The following is a 14,131-nucleotide window of genomic DNA, read 5'->3' on the forward strand; positions in this document are numbered from 1 at the left end:
TTAATGAATAAAAAAGAAATGAAAAGAAGCAGAATGTGGAAGTACTTTATTGACGCAACTTCAGAAATTATTGAAACAGAAGGAATTGATAAAGTAACCATTCGAAAAGTTGCGGACAAAGCAGGTTATAACAGCGCTACTATTTATAATTATTTTTCTGAGGTTTCTCATCTTATCTTTTTTGCATCGATGAAATTTTTAAAAGAATATACAGAAGATGTTTCCGTACAAATGGGAAAAGGAAAAAATTCTCTAGAAAAATACTTATTAGCCTGGGAAAGTTTTTGCAAGCATTCATTTAGACAGCCGCAAATCTTTCACGCTATATTTATAATGGATTTAGGTGATAACCCTGAAAATTTATTAGAACATTACTACCAATTATATCCTGCAGACTTAACTAACATTGATGAACATATAAAACCAATATTAGTGGAACGCAATCTTTGGAAAAGAGGAAAGTCCATTTTAGAATTAGCTCAACAAGAAGGTCTGTTAAAAGCAGAAAATGTAGAAGCAGTTAATGAAATGACCATCCTTATTTGGCAAGGAATGTTTACGAATGTATTAAATAACCGAAAAAAATACACAACGGCAGAAGCTGCCAATGTAACATTGAAATACATAAATGAACTCGTTGCATCAGCCAACTCCTTTAACTTCTCAGTAAAATAATAAGAAAAGCGCAAGCGCCCTTGCTCAGCCCCGAAGAAAAATGTTCTCTTGACTCAAAAAGTGTTCTTTACTTTTAGAGGCAAGAGGTTATCTTTCACAGGGGCTAGGCGCTGGAGCTAGACACTCATCTAAGTTGAAAAATTTTATACTTTCTGATCTTATAAAATAAACCCACAGAAGAAAGAATTTCTCTGTGGGTTTAAAGATTAGCATCTTTAATTTTTTTTTGCTGCTTTACTCACTGGAGTATAATCTACTATTTTTCCTTCATAGAAGTCTTTTCGTTCTAACGGAATAGCTAATTCTTTTAAAAATTGTTTTAGTTCTCTTTCTTCTCTTTCTGTCACAATATTTATAACCATTCCTTTTGCACCAAATCTGCCGGTTCGTCCAGAACGATGAATATATTGTGTTGTATTATTTGCTAAATCATAATGTACAACATGGGTGATTTTTTGAATATCCAATCCTCTTGCTGCCACATCTGTTGCCAAAAGCATATTTGTTTTGCCTTTTCGGAAACTGTTAATTGATTTAGAGCGTTCCATTTTGTTCAAATCACTATGCAGCATGCTTATTTGTAGCTTTTTATAAGTCAGTTTTTCATGCAATACAGTTAAGTTGCCAATATCTTTAACAAATACAAGAATTTTGCTATCCTCTAATCTTGCCAATCGTTCTATAACTTTCAATTTATCCCGATGTTCTTCTTGAAAGTATACATGCTCCACAATTGCTGCTTTAATTGTTTCATCTTTCTTAACACGGATTATTTCCGGATCTTTTACAAGTCCTGTTGCAATAGCAGCTGTCTTATCCGTTAAAGTGGCAGAGAATAGAACAACTTGTCTATCTAATAGCGTTGCTTTTACAATTTGCTTCACCGATTCTATATGCTCAGCCACTAAAAGCTGGTCAGCCTCATCCAATACAATCGTTTTTACTTCATGCATTTTTAACTTTTTCTGTTTAATTAATTCCAATGCTCTACCAGGTGTACAAATAGCAATATGAGGATGTTTTTTCAACTTTTCTAATTGCCTTTTTACATTAGCACCACCAATAAAAGAAGCAGCTCTAATTCCACTTCCCTCTCCCCATTTTTGTATTTCGCCTAGAATTTGCATAACAAGTTCTTGGGAAGATGCCAATATTATTGCCTGCATTCCTTTATCTTCAGCATTTATATTGTTTAAGAGTGGAAGCAAATAAGCTAATGTTTTTCCTGTACCCGTTGGAGACTCTGCAATCAAGTCTTTTCCTTCTATTAAAAATGGAATTGTTTTTTCCTGAATAGAAGTAGCTCTTTCAAAATCTGCTTTCTTCCAATTTTCTTGTATAAATGGTTTTAATTTCGTCCAATATGGTTGATCCTTCATTTCGTTGCTCCTTTATGTTTTATGCCAATAGAATACGCATAAAAATATATCTATTTATTATAAATTATTATCCTGAAAATTGATATGCAATCTCCTACATTAATCTTGTTGACTATTTTAGTTTAAGAAAAGCGCAAGCGCCTTGGTAAGGCCCGAAGAAAAATGTTCTCCTGACTCAAAAAGTCTTTTTACTTTTAGAGGCAGGAGGCAATACTCACAGGGGCTAGGCACTGGAGCTAGACATTAATCTAAGTTGAAAAATTTTATACTTTCTTATCGTTTAAAAAAAGGGGAGGCAAAAAGGAATTGAACTTCGCTTTCCTTCTTGCCTTCCCCCTCAGGAACCTATTTAAATTAATGGCTGCTCATTGCCTACTGATTGAACAATATCTACTCTATCTTTAATTTTTTTCATTTTAATATCTAATGCATGTGCGGTATCTGCTGCTTCTTTTAATTCTGTTAATAAATGTTCTGGAATTCCTTTATCAAATTTATAATAGATTTTATGCTCTAAACTCGCCCAAAAATCCATCGCAATGGTTCTAATTTGTATTTCCACTGAAACTTCTTCCATTCCATTGCTTAAATAAACAGGAATTTTAATCATTAAATGCAGACTTTTGTATCCATTTGGCTTCGGATTTTTTATATAGTCTTTTACATTGACAATCTTTATATCACTTTGACTTTTTAATATATCATAAATATCATAAATATCTGAAATAAAAGAACAGGTAACTCGTACGCCAGCGATGTCATGGATATTTTCTTTCGCATTATCAACTGTAATATCTAATCCTTTACGCTGCAGTTTTAACATGATACTTTTTGGATCTTTGATTCTTGATTTTAAATGTTCAATTGGATTGTGATTATGGATAAATTGAAACTCTTCGTTTAGAATTTTAAATTTTGTATTCACTTCTTCTAAAGCAAATCGATAAATAATTAAACTATTTTTCCATTCCATTAGCTCATTGGATAATTCGTCTAGATTGAAGTTATTTTCCATTACATATGTTTGGAGTTGTTTTATATTATTCATTCGATTAATAGGTCTCCTTTGGTTTTCTGCCGACCTTCTCCGCATCTACACCCATTTTCTTGAGAAATTCGATAATTTGATCAATGGTTTTCATTTTATTATTCTCCTCTAAAGTAGAATTAATGAACATATTTCTATTTTAATAAAAAATGACCGGTCAGTCAAATTACATTTTTATTACGTTCATTCTTTTTTACTACCTTGAAAAGAGGGGTGCACTCTCAATTAGTCCGCAGTAAGAATACACTTCGCTTTCCATGGGGCGGGCGCCGAGCCTATCCCGCAATTCCCATAGGAGTCTTCGTGTATTCTGACTGCTCCCTGCTTATAAACTTAAACTATAAAAAAAATGAAATACTGCTTTTTTCATCTGACTTATGGATAGATTGGTTCAGCTAAAAGCTATTCTTTAAATTGATTATGATATAGTTCGTAATAAAAGCCTTTTTGTTTTAGAAGATAATCATGTGATCCCATTTCTATTATGCTTCCTTTATCTAATACTACTATTTTATCTGCATGTTTAATTGTATTTAAACGGTGGGCTACAACAAAACTAGTTTTTCCTTTCATTAGGCGCTGTAAGGCTTCCTGAATTTTTATTTCTGTAACAGTATCAATGCTGCTTGTTGCTTCATCTAAAATTAAAATAGCTGGATTTGCTATAATCGCTCTAGCAATGGAGAGCAATTGCTTTTGCCCTTGACTAATTCCGTTGCCGTCTGAAGATAAAACAGTATCATAAGCTTTGGGCAATTTATTGATAAAACTGTGAGCATTAGCCAATTTTGCAGCAGTCTCCACTTCTTTATCTGTTGCCGACAGTCTGCCATATCGAATATTCTCTCGTATTGTTCCTTCAAACAAATACGTATCCTGCAGTACGAAGGCCATATGAGAACGTAGGCTTTCTCGCTTTATCTTCGTAATATTCTGTTCATCTATTTTAATCGTTCCTCCTGTTGCTTCATAAAATCTTGATAATAGATTAATAACCGTCGTTTTTCCTGCACCTGTTGGTCCAACAAGAGCTAATGTTTCGCCTGGGTTTATTTGAAAACTTACATTTTCTAAGATGCTTTTATTTGTATCATAAGCAAATGATACGTGTGAAAACTTAACTTCTCCTTTAATAGATTTCAATTCATGAGCAAAATCTTCATCTTTCGACTCTATTTGTTCATCCAATACTTCAAAAACACGCTCTGCCCCTGCAATAGCTGATAATAATGTGTTAAATTGATTAGATAGATCATTTAATGGTCGGGTAAATTGCCTAGCATATTCTACAAAAATGACGATTATACCGATGGAAATCGTTCCAGACTTAAGAATAATCAGCCCGCCTGCACCAACAATTAAAGCATAACTAATATTATTTAACATATTCATTAACTTTGGTATAAAGCCAGAATAAACTTGTGCCCAGTAGCTAATATTTTTTAAATTATTGCTTTTCTCATTTAATTCTTGAATCATTTTTTCTTCTAATGAAAAGGTCTTAATGATACGCTGTCCTGAAATCGATTCTTCAATAAACCCATTTAATGCTCCTAAATGTCTTTGTTGCACTTTAAATAATACGCTTGTTCTCCTTGTTATCCACTTCATTCCCATATACATGATTGGAATAATAGTAAGTGTTAAAAGAGTTAAAGCCGGACTAATCCAAAGCATAACAGATACCGTACCTATTAATGTGAGAACACTAGAGAATATTTGAATCACGGAACTATTTAATGTAGAACTTACATTTTCTATATCATTTGTTACCCGGCTCATAAGCTCTCCATACTGCCGTTTATCAAAATAGGCAATTGGCAATTGTTGAAAATGCTGAAATAAATCAGAACGGAGCTTGTATACCGTTGTTTGTGATATCCCAATCATCCAATAATTTTGCAAAAACATAGTAAGGGAATACAATAAATAAATAATCGCCAATGATAACAAAAGCATCATCGAATTAGTCGTTTCCTTATTAACGATATAAGAATCTATCGCTTTTCCCAGCAAATATGGACCTAAAAGCCCCAACACACAGCTTGCAGCAACTAGAAAAAGGACAAGATGAAGCAGTGCTTTTTTTTGTTCCATATATCTCCATAACCGAAAAATCGTTTTACCTGCATTCCTAGGCTTTATTGGCTTTTTCCCTGCTGTTTTAGCTGGCTTTATATTTATCTTATTGTATTGAAATGGATCGGTTAGAGCTTTGAACATATTTTCCTTCCTCCTCCCCCAACTGTGACATCACTATTTTTTGATACAGCTTATTTGTTTTTACCATCTTCTCATGCGAATCAAAAGCAAGTATTTCTCCGTCCTCTAAAAGCAAGACCTTATCTGCTTTCAACGCTGTAGATATTTTTTGGGTAATAAGAAAAATCGTACAATCATATGTCGTTAGTGCCTGCAAAAGCTGTTTTTCTGTTTTCAAATCTAATGCACTTGTACTGTCGTCAAGAAGAAGAAGTTTAGGATTTCGCACAAGTGCTCTTGCAATGGAAAGCCTTTGCTTTTGGCCTCCTGATAAATTGACCCCTTTTTGGCCAATTTTTGTATCATATTGATCTGGAAATAACATAATCGTGTCATGAATTTGGGCATCCTTGGCAGCTTTTACTACTTCCTCAAAAGAAGCAGAGGGATTTCCCCATTTAATATTTTCTTTAATCGTTCCTGTAAATAATAAAGCCTGCTGCGGAACATAGCCAATTTGTTTGCGTAATTGCTCTAATGGAATGGTCTCTATTTTTTGATTATCTATATATATTGATCCATTTGATGGTTCAAAAAGTCGTGGAATCAATTGGAAAAGGGATGTTTTACCAGAACCTGTTACTCCTAATACAGCGACCATCTCTTTTTCATGAACGGTAAAATCCAAGTTATGTATAGCATCTACTTGTGCATTTGGATAGCGAAAGGATACATCCGTAAATCTAATTTCTCCTTTAATAAGCGGTTGCTTGTTTTTATTTATAGACTGGTCACTGTCCTTTTTCTCTATTTCTAATAGTTCATTTAAACGGCCGGAAGATGCTTTTAAACGGGATATAACCATAATGAGCATAGTAACAACAGATAAAGAAGAGGTAATTCTTAAAGAATAGTTTATAATCGCGACTACTTCTCCCACTTGCATTACTCCCGTATTTATTTGTACCGAACCTAACCATAGAATAAAGATAATACAAAGATTCATCACAAATAAAACAAGAGGAACAGTTATCTCCATTAGTCTTAATGCAGACTCCGTATTTCCCCGCAATTCATCACTTGCTTTTAAGAATCGGCTTTTTTCAAATTGGTTTCGCACATATGCTCGGATTAAGCGCATCGCTGTTAAATTCTCAAGCATTACACTATTTACTCGATCCAGTTTTTCCTGAACTTGTTTAAATAGCTTTCCACCTTTATTAATAACGAAATAAAACATTATAATAAGAAGAGGGATGGTAATAGCAAGAATAAAAGCAAGCTTTACATTAACAACGAATGACATGACAATTCCACCAATTATTAACAGTGGTGCACGCAGCATAAATCGCAAGCCCATAAAAATAGTGTTTTGTAATTGGGTAATATCATTTGTTAGCCTTGTAATAAGAGAGGAATTCGAAAATTTATTACTTGTAGCATAAGTGAAGTATTGAATAGTTTGGTACAGTTCTTTACGAAGACTATACCCAAAGTTCTGACTTACATGTGCAGCATAAAAAGTATTGATAATACCCGCCGCAAACGCGAGCAAAGAAATACCAACCAATACACTCCCCCAAAACAATACAACTTCTGTGTTTTGGTACGCTAGCCCATCATCAATAATTTTTGCCATAATCAGTGGTTGAACAAGCTCGACTATCAGTTCTGTTAACATCAGAAATAATGCAATGATAATCGCGACTCGATATGTACGTAGCCTTCCAAAAATTTTGGACATTTTTCCCCTCCTGTATATTTACATTGTGATTTACGCATATCTATTTAGTAACACTAAATATCTTCTTTATCATACCCCTTTTTTGTTCTTTAGAAAACTGCTTCTTTCTTTCAAAATGAGATAAAAATAAAAATGAATAACAAAAAAATCCAAGGAGATCTCCTCCTTGGATTTTTTGTTTTAATCGAATCCCTAATACTTGCTTCTTATTTGGCTCCAGTTAATGACCATTTATATAATTCATTATGGAATCCAAATACTTTTGGTTCACCGACTGCTACGTCTTTCGAAACTGCGGAGAAATCAAAATCAGAATATAAGGTGAAAATAGGCATTTCTTCACTCCAAATTGCTTGCAGCTCATTATAAATTTCTTTGCGTTTTTCTGTGTCAGGCTGCTGCTTTCCAGCCGTTAATAATTCATCAACTTTTGGGTTGTTATAATTTGTATAGTTGCTTGAACCCCCGCTTCCATAAATAGTCGTAAGATCTGGATCAATCGTATTGGTAAAACCAATTAACATTAGATCATAATCTCCGGCTTTTGCTTTGGACATAATTGTTGGAAAATCATAAGTTGCCGTATTCAATTTTAATCCAACTGCCTTTAAGTTTTCTGCAATAATATCTGCTGATTGTTCACGAACTTTATTTCCAATTGGCACGACAAAATCAATGGTTTTATTAAAGTCCCAACCAGCTTCTTTTAGCAGCTGCTTCGCTTTTTCTGGATCATAGGTGTAAGTCTGTAAATCTTTATCTAAATATGGACTAATTGAAGTATAGGGACCATCAACCACTTCCCCTTCTCCTTTTAATAATTGATTTACTATCTTTTGACGATCAATCGCATACGCTATCGCTTGTCTTACTTTAGGGTCTGTTATTTTATCTACATTAAAGCTCATATTTTGGTAACCATACGTTTTTTCTGTTTTTGATGTGACATTATCGAAACCTTTTACAGTGTCAAAATCTTGAACAGCAATTTTCCCAATACCACCAGCAGCATTCATATCAATTTCCCCTGTTTGCAACTGTGCAACAAGATTAGCGGCTGGCATGATTTTGACATACAATTTATTTAACTGGACATCGCCTAAATAATAGCTCTTATTTTTTTCATATTCTATATATTGGTCTTTTGCGTACTTCACAAATTTGAATGGACCGTTTGTTACTGTTGGTTTTTGCATAAATGGATCTTTTTGCAAGTTTTCAGGTGCAATATCTTTTAACACGTGCTCAGGGAGAATCATAAACTTCGAACCCAATTGTTCTTTTACCATATTAGGATCTACTGGTTTTTTTGTTTTGAATTGAATGGTTTTATCGTCCACTATTGTTAAAGAAGGAATTTCCGTTACTCCGTCTGGGAATTTTCCATTTTCATTTAACCCATCTAAAACAGTAAGGTACGCACCAACAGCTGTTTCTGTTTTAGGATTTGCCACCAGATTCATCGTAAAGGCTACATCCTTTGCCGTTACAGGAGTTCCATCAGACCAATTAGCATTTTTATTAATTTTAATCGTGAATGTTTGATTGTCTTCTGTATCAAAGGATTCTGCAAGTTTTGGTGCAAATTCAAGTGGTCCAGTCATTTCTAAAAAGGTATCAAACATAAATTTTTCCAGCCAAGCAGCTGCAATATCTGATGAGTTGATCGGGTTAAAACTAACGGGTGCATTCACTAATCCGATATACATCGTATTATCCTTAGATGAACCACCAGTTGAAGAAGTCGTAGCACCAGTACATGCTGCTAACAAAAACAAGGATAAAATTGCGGCTAAACTAAATACTTTTCTGAATACCTTCATCTGATTTCCCCCATTTTATCTAGTAATCTATTTTATAAAATCTTATTTTAAACTTTTTGGATCCATTGCATCCCTTAATCCATCTCCCATAAAATTGATGGAAAGAACAGATAGAAGAATCATAATGCCAGGTGGAATCCATAACCATGGCTGTGATGCTAAAACGGTAATAGATTGAGCTTCTGTTAACATATTTCCCCAACTGGCAGTCGGTGGCTGTACTCCCATTCCAAGAAAACTAAGGGATGCTTCCATGATAATAGCGGATGCAATTCCAAATGTAGCATTAACGAGAATAGGAGCAATACAATTCGGAAGAATATGTTGAAACACAATCTTAGGTGTTGAATATCCTAAAGCTATACCGGCTTTTACATAGTCCATCTCTTTAATGGATAAAACACTGCCTCGTACTAACCTAGCAATTGATGGCCATCCTAGTAATCCTAAAACTAAAATAACATTAATTAATTTTGGCCCCATAATACTAACAAGTACAAGAATAACCATTAAATAAGGAAAGGACATAAATACATCTGTAATACGCATGATTACCATATCAACCCATTTCCCAAAATAACCTGCAATTGCTCCTAAAACGGTACCTATTGCAACATAGATGGCTACTGCACCAATTCCAACGGATAAGGAAACTCTTGCCGCATATAATAATCGACTAAATAAATCTCTTCCTACTTCATCTGTTCCAAGAATATGATCAGAGGAAGGAGCGGCTGCAAACTCCCCTTCTACAGCGTATGGATTATGTGGTGCTAATAACGGTGCAAAGATAGCAATTAATGCCATCAGTGTAAATAATACTAATCCAACTACCGCCAATTTATGTTTAAAAAAACGCTTTGTTATTAATTTCAAATAACTTTCTTCTGCTCCGAGCTGCTCTTTTGCCGATACAGTAGTTAATGGATGGTTAATCTGGATATCGGTATCCATTTTCATATTTGGAACACTCATTTTCCTCCTCCTTTCTAGCTATATTTAATCCGTGGATCCACAACAGAATATAAAACATCTGTTAATAAGTTGGAAAATAATACAGCAAACGCTGCTAAAAAGTTAATGGCCATTAAGGTAGGGTAATCTCTTGAACTAATCGATTGAATGGTTAGTTGGCCTAATCCGGGCCATTGAAAGATTTGTTCTGTTACAACCGCACCACCGATTAATACAGGAATCTCCATTCCAATAATAGTGATAATTGGAATAAGTGCATTTTTTAAAGCATGTTTATTTGTGACAACAAATTCTTTTAACCCTTTAGCCCGTGCCGTTCGAAGGTAATCCTGTCCTAATACCTCCAGCATACTGCTTCTTACATATCGAACCGTACTTCCTGCAATGGAGGTTCCAAGTATAGCAGCCGGAAGAATTAAATGAACCAGCGTATCTGTAAAACTGCCTTCATTGCCTAGTGTAAACATTCCTCCAGTCGGTAAAATCTTAAATACTAATGCAAATACATAAATAGCTCCTAGCCCAAGAAAAAAACTTGGAATAGATACACCTAAAAACGAGAATGTAGTTGTTAAGTAATCCATCCACGAATATTGTTTTGTAGCACTGATAATCCCAATTGGAATGGCAATAATGTAAGCAATCAGCAACGCCGTTCCCATTAGCAATAAAGTCGGCACTATACGATTAACTACTAAGTCCAAGACTGGTTCATAGGTGGTATAAGAGAATCCAAAGTCACCATGTAATAAATTATTAAGCCATCTAATATATTGAATATAAATAGGATCATTTAATCCAAGTGCTTCTTTTTTTGCTTGTATATCCGCTTCCGTTGCATCTGGATTTAAATACATATCAACCGGATTACCTGGTGCTAAGTTTATAATGAAAAAATTGAAGATTGTAACCCCAAATAATACGGGAATAGCAATTAATATTCTTCGGATGATATACTGAAACAAAATAGCTCCCTCCTTTTAATTTGATGAAAGTGGAAAATGGCAGGCAACTGAATGGTCAATCTGTTCAAGGATTGGTTCCCGTTCTTTACATATCGCCTGAGCCATCGGACATCTTGTATGAAATCTACAGCCTGACGGAGGATTGGCTGGACTTGGAACATCTCCTTCTACCACAATTCTTTCTCTATTTCGTAAATGCGGGTTTGGAATAGGATAGGCACTTAATAAGATCTGTGTATATGGATGCTTGGGATTTCGAAAGATTTCTTCTGTTTTGCCTATTTCAACAATCTTACCTAAATACATAACTGCAATCCGATCACTGATATACTTCACTGCTCCCAAACCATGGGCAATAAATAAATACGTTAGATGAAATTCTTGCTGCAAATCTTTTAGTAAATTTAATACTTGTGCTTGAATGGAGACATCCAACGCTGAGACTGGTTCATCACAAACAATTAGTTTTGGGTTTAACATCAATGCCCGAGCAATGCCTACTCTTTGCCGTTGTCCACCTGAAAATTCATGGGGATATCTTCCTTTATGAAATTTTGTCAGTCCAACGATTTCCAGCATTCGATCTACCTTTTTATTCACCTCTTCTTTTGTCGCCAGTTTATGTGCTAACAACGGCTCTGCCAGCAAATCTCCTATTCTTTTTCGCGGATTAAGAGAAGAATAAGGATCTTGAAAAATAATTTGCATCTGTGTTCTAATTTTTCTTAAGTCCCCATGTTGAATGGCTGCCAAGTCTTGTCCTTCAAAAAGAACTTTACCTTCTGTCGGAGGATCCAGCTTAACAATAGCTCTGCCTGTGGTTGACTTACCACAACCAGATTCGCCAACCAATGAAATGGTTTCTCCTGGATAGATAGAAAAATTCAATCCATCAACCGCCTTTACATACCCAACAGTTTTGGAAAGGATCCCTTTTTTAATAGGATAGTATTTTTTTAATTGTTGAATTTCTACTAATGGTTTTTTTAATTCACTAATTATTCTGTCTTTTTCGGGTAAAGTTTCTACATTCATACATTTACCTCTCTTCCGTTACTCACATCTGATGTACTGCTGTTATCTTCATAAAGCCAGCATCTTACTTTATGATCTTCTTTATTGTCTACCATTATATGTAATGGTTTTTCAGTGATACACTTTTCCATTGCATAAGGACATCTTGTATGAAAACGGCATCCTTTTGGCATTTGCTGCAACGTTGGAACAGAACCTGGGATAGAATATAAACGCTGGTGTCCCTCATATTCCAAATGAGGAATAGAATCAATAAGCCCTTTTGTGTAAGGATGCTTTGGTTCATCAAATAATGTAAAAACATCAGCCTCTTCCACTACTTGCCCTGCATACATCACCATCACTTTATCTGCCATTTCTGCAATAACTCCTAAATCATGTGTAATCATCATGATAGAAGTATTAGACTCTGCTTTTAAACTCTTCATTAATTCTAATATTTGAGCTTGTATTGTCACATCAAGGGCAGTTGTTGGCTCATCTGCAATTAAGAGTTTAGGCTTACAGGAAAGAGCCATCGCAATCATCACTCTTTGTCTCATTCCGCCTGAAAGGGAATGTGGATATTCATCAATAATTATTTCCGCTCTTGGAATGCCTACTTTTTTTAGCATCTCAATTGCATAGCTTTTTGCTTTTTTTGGTTTATAGTCCATATGTAATCGAATTAATTCAACCATTTGATTTCCAATAGTAAAAACAGGGTTTAAAGAAGTCATTGGTTCTTGAAAGATCATGGATATTTCATTTCCACGAACATGCCTCATCTCTGATTCTGCAACCTTTGTTAAATCCTTTCCATTCAATAACACAGAACCCTTTTTGATATAGCCATGTGTACCTAGTAAACGCATAATAGATAACGACGTAACGCTTTTTCCACAACCTGATTCCCCTACAATGCCAATTGTTTCACCAGGTTTTAAGTGAAAAGTTACTTCTTCCACAGAGATAACTTCCCCTTTATCCGTTTTAAAAGCGGTTTGCAGCTTGTCTACTTCCAGTATGTTTTGTTCCATTCTTCCCCCTCCTGTTGGATCAAAATGTATTAAAGCGTGGATTCTACTAGCCCCTCTTCTACTTTTGAATTCGTATACTGATAGATAAGGCTTAAAAATACCTTTGCCGTATAAAGCATTGCTTTTTCATCAAAAGTAAATTTCGGATGATGATGTGGATAAACTGCACCAATCTCTTCATTTCTAGCACCAACGGAAAAGAAACTACCTGGTTTATGCTGTAAATAATAGGCGAAATCCTCTCCACCCATACCAGGTTTTAATATTTCTACTAATTTTGCTTCTGGCAGTGTGTCTTTAATAGCTTCTATTAGAATAGTTGTTTCTTTTTCTGTATTAACAGTAGACGGATACCCTTTCGTATAACGGAATGTATACGTAGCGTGAAATGCTTTACAAACGCCACTTATTAATTCTTCCATCTCTTTCACCATTATTTCTCGTACATCCTCATCCAAGGTTCGTACAGTACCCGTTAATTCTGCTGTATCTGCGATTACATTCCCTGCATTGCCTGCATGGAAGGAGCCAATGGAAAGAACAGCTGGTTTTTGCGGGTCTATTCTTCTACTTACAATATGCTTTAATTGATTCGCTATCTGTGATCCAATTGCAACAGCATCAATCGTTTGATGTGGTGATGCTCCGTGTCCACCCTTCCCTTGAATTTTTAGTTCAAAGCTATCACTTGCTGCAGACGCTGGTCCTACTCCATACAGAATTTCTCCCAAAGGACTTCTAGATGCTAAATGTGCGCCATATACCACATCCACTCCATCTAAACAGCCATCCTCAATCATTGCAATTGCCCCGCCCGGTGGGAGCTCTTCTGCATGTTGATGAAGCAATACAATAGTACCTGCAAAACTATCTCTATTATCATGCAGCACTTTTGCAACAGCGAGCAATGTTGCCGTATGTCCATCATGTCCGCAAGCATGCATAACACCAGGAACCTTAGATTTAAATGCCACCTCTTTTTCATCCTGAATCGGAAGTGCATCGAAATCAGCTCGTAATGCAATCGTTTTTCCAGGTTTGCTTCCATATATTTTTCCAACTACCCCATTACCGCCTACATTTCTTCTTACTTCTATTCCATAACCTTCTAAAATATCTCCAATCATTTTACTTGTATTAAATTCTTGAAAAGAGAGCTCAGGGTTTTCGTGCAAATATCTTCTCCATTCCACCATCTGATCAAACATAGCTTCTACCTGTTCATACATTTTATTTATCATTGCAGCAGCTCTCCTATCCATTTTT

11 protein-coding genes are annotated in these 14,131 nt (G+C 35.1%); 1 reads left to right on the plus strand and 10 read right to left on the minus strand.

Annotated features, from left to right (window positions below):
• Positions 1–3 precede the first annotated feature (3 nt).
• Complete coding sequence (locus AC5LWL_RS20930) at positions 4–675, plus strand: TetR/AcrR family transcriptional regulator (protein WP_493436106.1); 672 nt, start codon at positions 4–6, stop codon at positions 673–675.
• 215 nt (positions 676–890) lie between these two features.
• Here AC5LWL_RS20930 and AC5LWL_RS20935 read toward each other — a convergent pair whose 3' ends face one another.
• The 10 genes from AC5LWL_RS20935 to AC5LWL_RS20980 all read right to left on the minus strand — a co-directional run bounded on the left by AC5LWL_RS20935 (position 891) and on the right by AC5LWL_RS20980 (position 14,106).
• Positions 891–2,054, minus strand: coding sequence for a DEAD/DEAH box helicase (locus AC5LWL_RS20935; RefSeq protein WP_493436107.1), 1,164 nt, complete (start codon positions 2,052–2,054; stop codon positions 891–893).
• A 349-nt stretch (positions 2,055–2,403) separates the two neighbouring features.
• A complete protein-coding gene (locus AC5LWL_RS20940) occupies positions 2,404–3,069 on the minus strand; it encodes a GTP pyrophosphokinase (RefSeq protein ID WP_493436678.1) in 666 nt (221 codons plus the stop codon).
• Between the two features lie 435 nt (positions 3,070–3,504).
• The gene (locus tag AC5LWL_RS20945; RefSeq protein WP_493436108.1) at positions 3,505–5,325 is read right to left on the minus strand and encodes an ABC transporter ATP-binding protein; all 1,821 of its coding nucleotides are present in this window, start codon (positions 5,323–5,325) and stop codon (positions 3,505–3,507) included.
• A complete protein-coding gene (locus tag AC5LWL_RS20950; RefSeq protein ID WP_493436109.1) occupies positions 5,288–7,048 on the minus strand; it encodes an ABC transporter ATP-binding protein in 1,761 nt (586 codons plus the stop codon). Before AC5LWL_RS20950 ends, AC5LWL_RS20945 begins: the two co-directional genes overlap by 38 nt.
• Positions 7,049–7,254: 206 nt before the next feature.
• Entirely contained in the window at positions 7,255–8,871 is a 1,617-nt protein-coding gene (locus AC5LWL_RS20955; protein WP_493436110.1) for an ABC transporter substrate-binding protein, read from the minus strand.
• Between the two features lie 42 nt (positions 8,872–8,913).
• Positions 8,914–9,846 (minus strand): oligopeptide ABC transporter permease, encoded by a 933-nt coding sequence (opp4C, locus tag AC5LWL_RS20960; protein ID WP_493436111.1) that lies wholly within the window; start codon positions 9,844–9,846, stop codon positions 8,914–8,916.
• A 14-nt stretch (positions 9,847–9,860) separates the two neighbouring features.
• The gene (locus AC5LWL_RS20965) at positions 9,861–10,811 is read right to left on the minus strand and encodes an ABC transporter permease (RefSeq protein ID WP_493436112.1); all 951 of its coding nucleotides are present in this window, start codon (positions 10,809–10,811) and stop codon (positions 9,861–9,863) included.
• A 15-nt stretch (positions 10,812–10,826) separates the two neighbouring features.
• Complete coding sequence (locus AC5LWL_RS20970) at positions 10,827–11,846, minus strand: ABC transporter ATP-binding protein (RefSeq protein ID WP_493436113.1); 1,020 nt, start codon at positions 11,844–11,846, stop codon at positions 10,827–10,829.
• A complete protein-coding gene (locus AC5LWL_RS20975; protein ID WP_493436114.1) occupies positions 11,843–12,865 on the minus strand; it encodes an ABC transporter ATP-binding protein in 1,023 nt (340 codons plus the stop codon). The genes AC5LWL_RS20970 and AC5LWL_RS20975 overlap by 4 nt, the downstream gene beginning before the upstream one ends.
• 29 nt (positions 12,866–12,894) lie before the next feature.
• Entirely contained in the window at positions 12,895–14,106 is a 1,212-nt protein-coding gene (locus AC5LWL_RS20980) for a M20 family metallopeptidase (RefSeq protein ID WP_493436115.1), read from the minus strand.
• Positions 14,107–14,131: the final 25 nt, after the last annotated feature.

This window comes from Niallia sp. WK069_GA_01, from assembly GCF_983173855.1.

Coding starts and splice junctions, on each gene's coding strand:
- AC5LWL_RS20935 (WP_493436107.1), bottom strand. CDS start 2,054: ATGAAGGATCAACCATATTGGACGAAATTAAAACCATTTATACAAGAA.
- AC5LWL_RS20940 (WP_493436678.1), bottom strand. CDS start 3,069: ATGGAAAATAACTTCAATCTAGACGAATTATCCAATGAGCTAATGGAA.
- AC5LWL_RS20945 (WP_493436108.1), bottom strand. CDS start 5,325: ATGTTCAAAGCTCTAACCGATCCATTTCAATACAATAAGATAAATATA.
- AC5LWL_RS20955 (WP_493436110.1), bottom strand. CDS start 8,871: ATGAAGGTATTCAGAAAAGTATTTAGTTTAGCCGCAATTTTATCCTTG.
- AC5LWL_RS20930 (WP_493436106.1), top strand. CDS start 4: ATGAATAAAAAAGAAATGAAAAGAAGCAGAATGTGGAAGTACTTTATT.
- AC5LWL_RS20970 (WP_493436113.1), bottom strand. CDS start 11,846: ATGAATGTAGAAACTTTACCCGAAAAAGACAGAATAATTAGTGAATTA.
- AC5LWL_RS20975 (WP_493436114.1), bottom strand. CDS start 12,865: ATGGAACAAAACATACTGGAAGTAGACAAGCTGCAAACCGCTTTTAAA.
- AC5LWL_RS20950 (WP_493436109.1), bottom strand. CDS start 7,048: ATGTCCAAAATTTTTGGAAGGCTACGTACATATCGAGTCGCGATTATC.
- AC5LWL_RS20980 (WP_493436115.1), bottom strand. CDS start 14,106: ATGATAAATAAAATGTATGAACAGGTAGAAGCTATGTTTGATCAGATG.
- opp4C (WP_493436111.1), bottom strand. CDS start 9,846: ATGAGTGTTCCAAATATGAAAATGGATACCGATATCCAGATTAACCAT.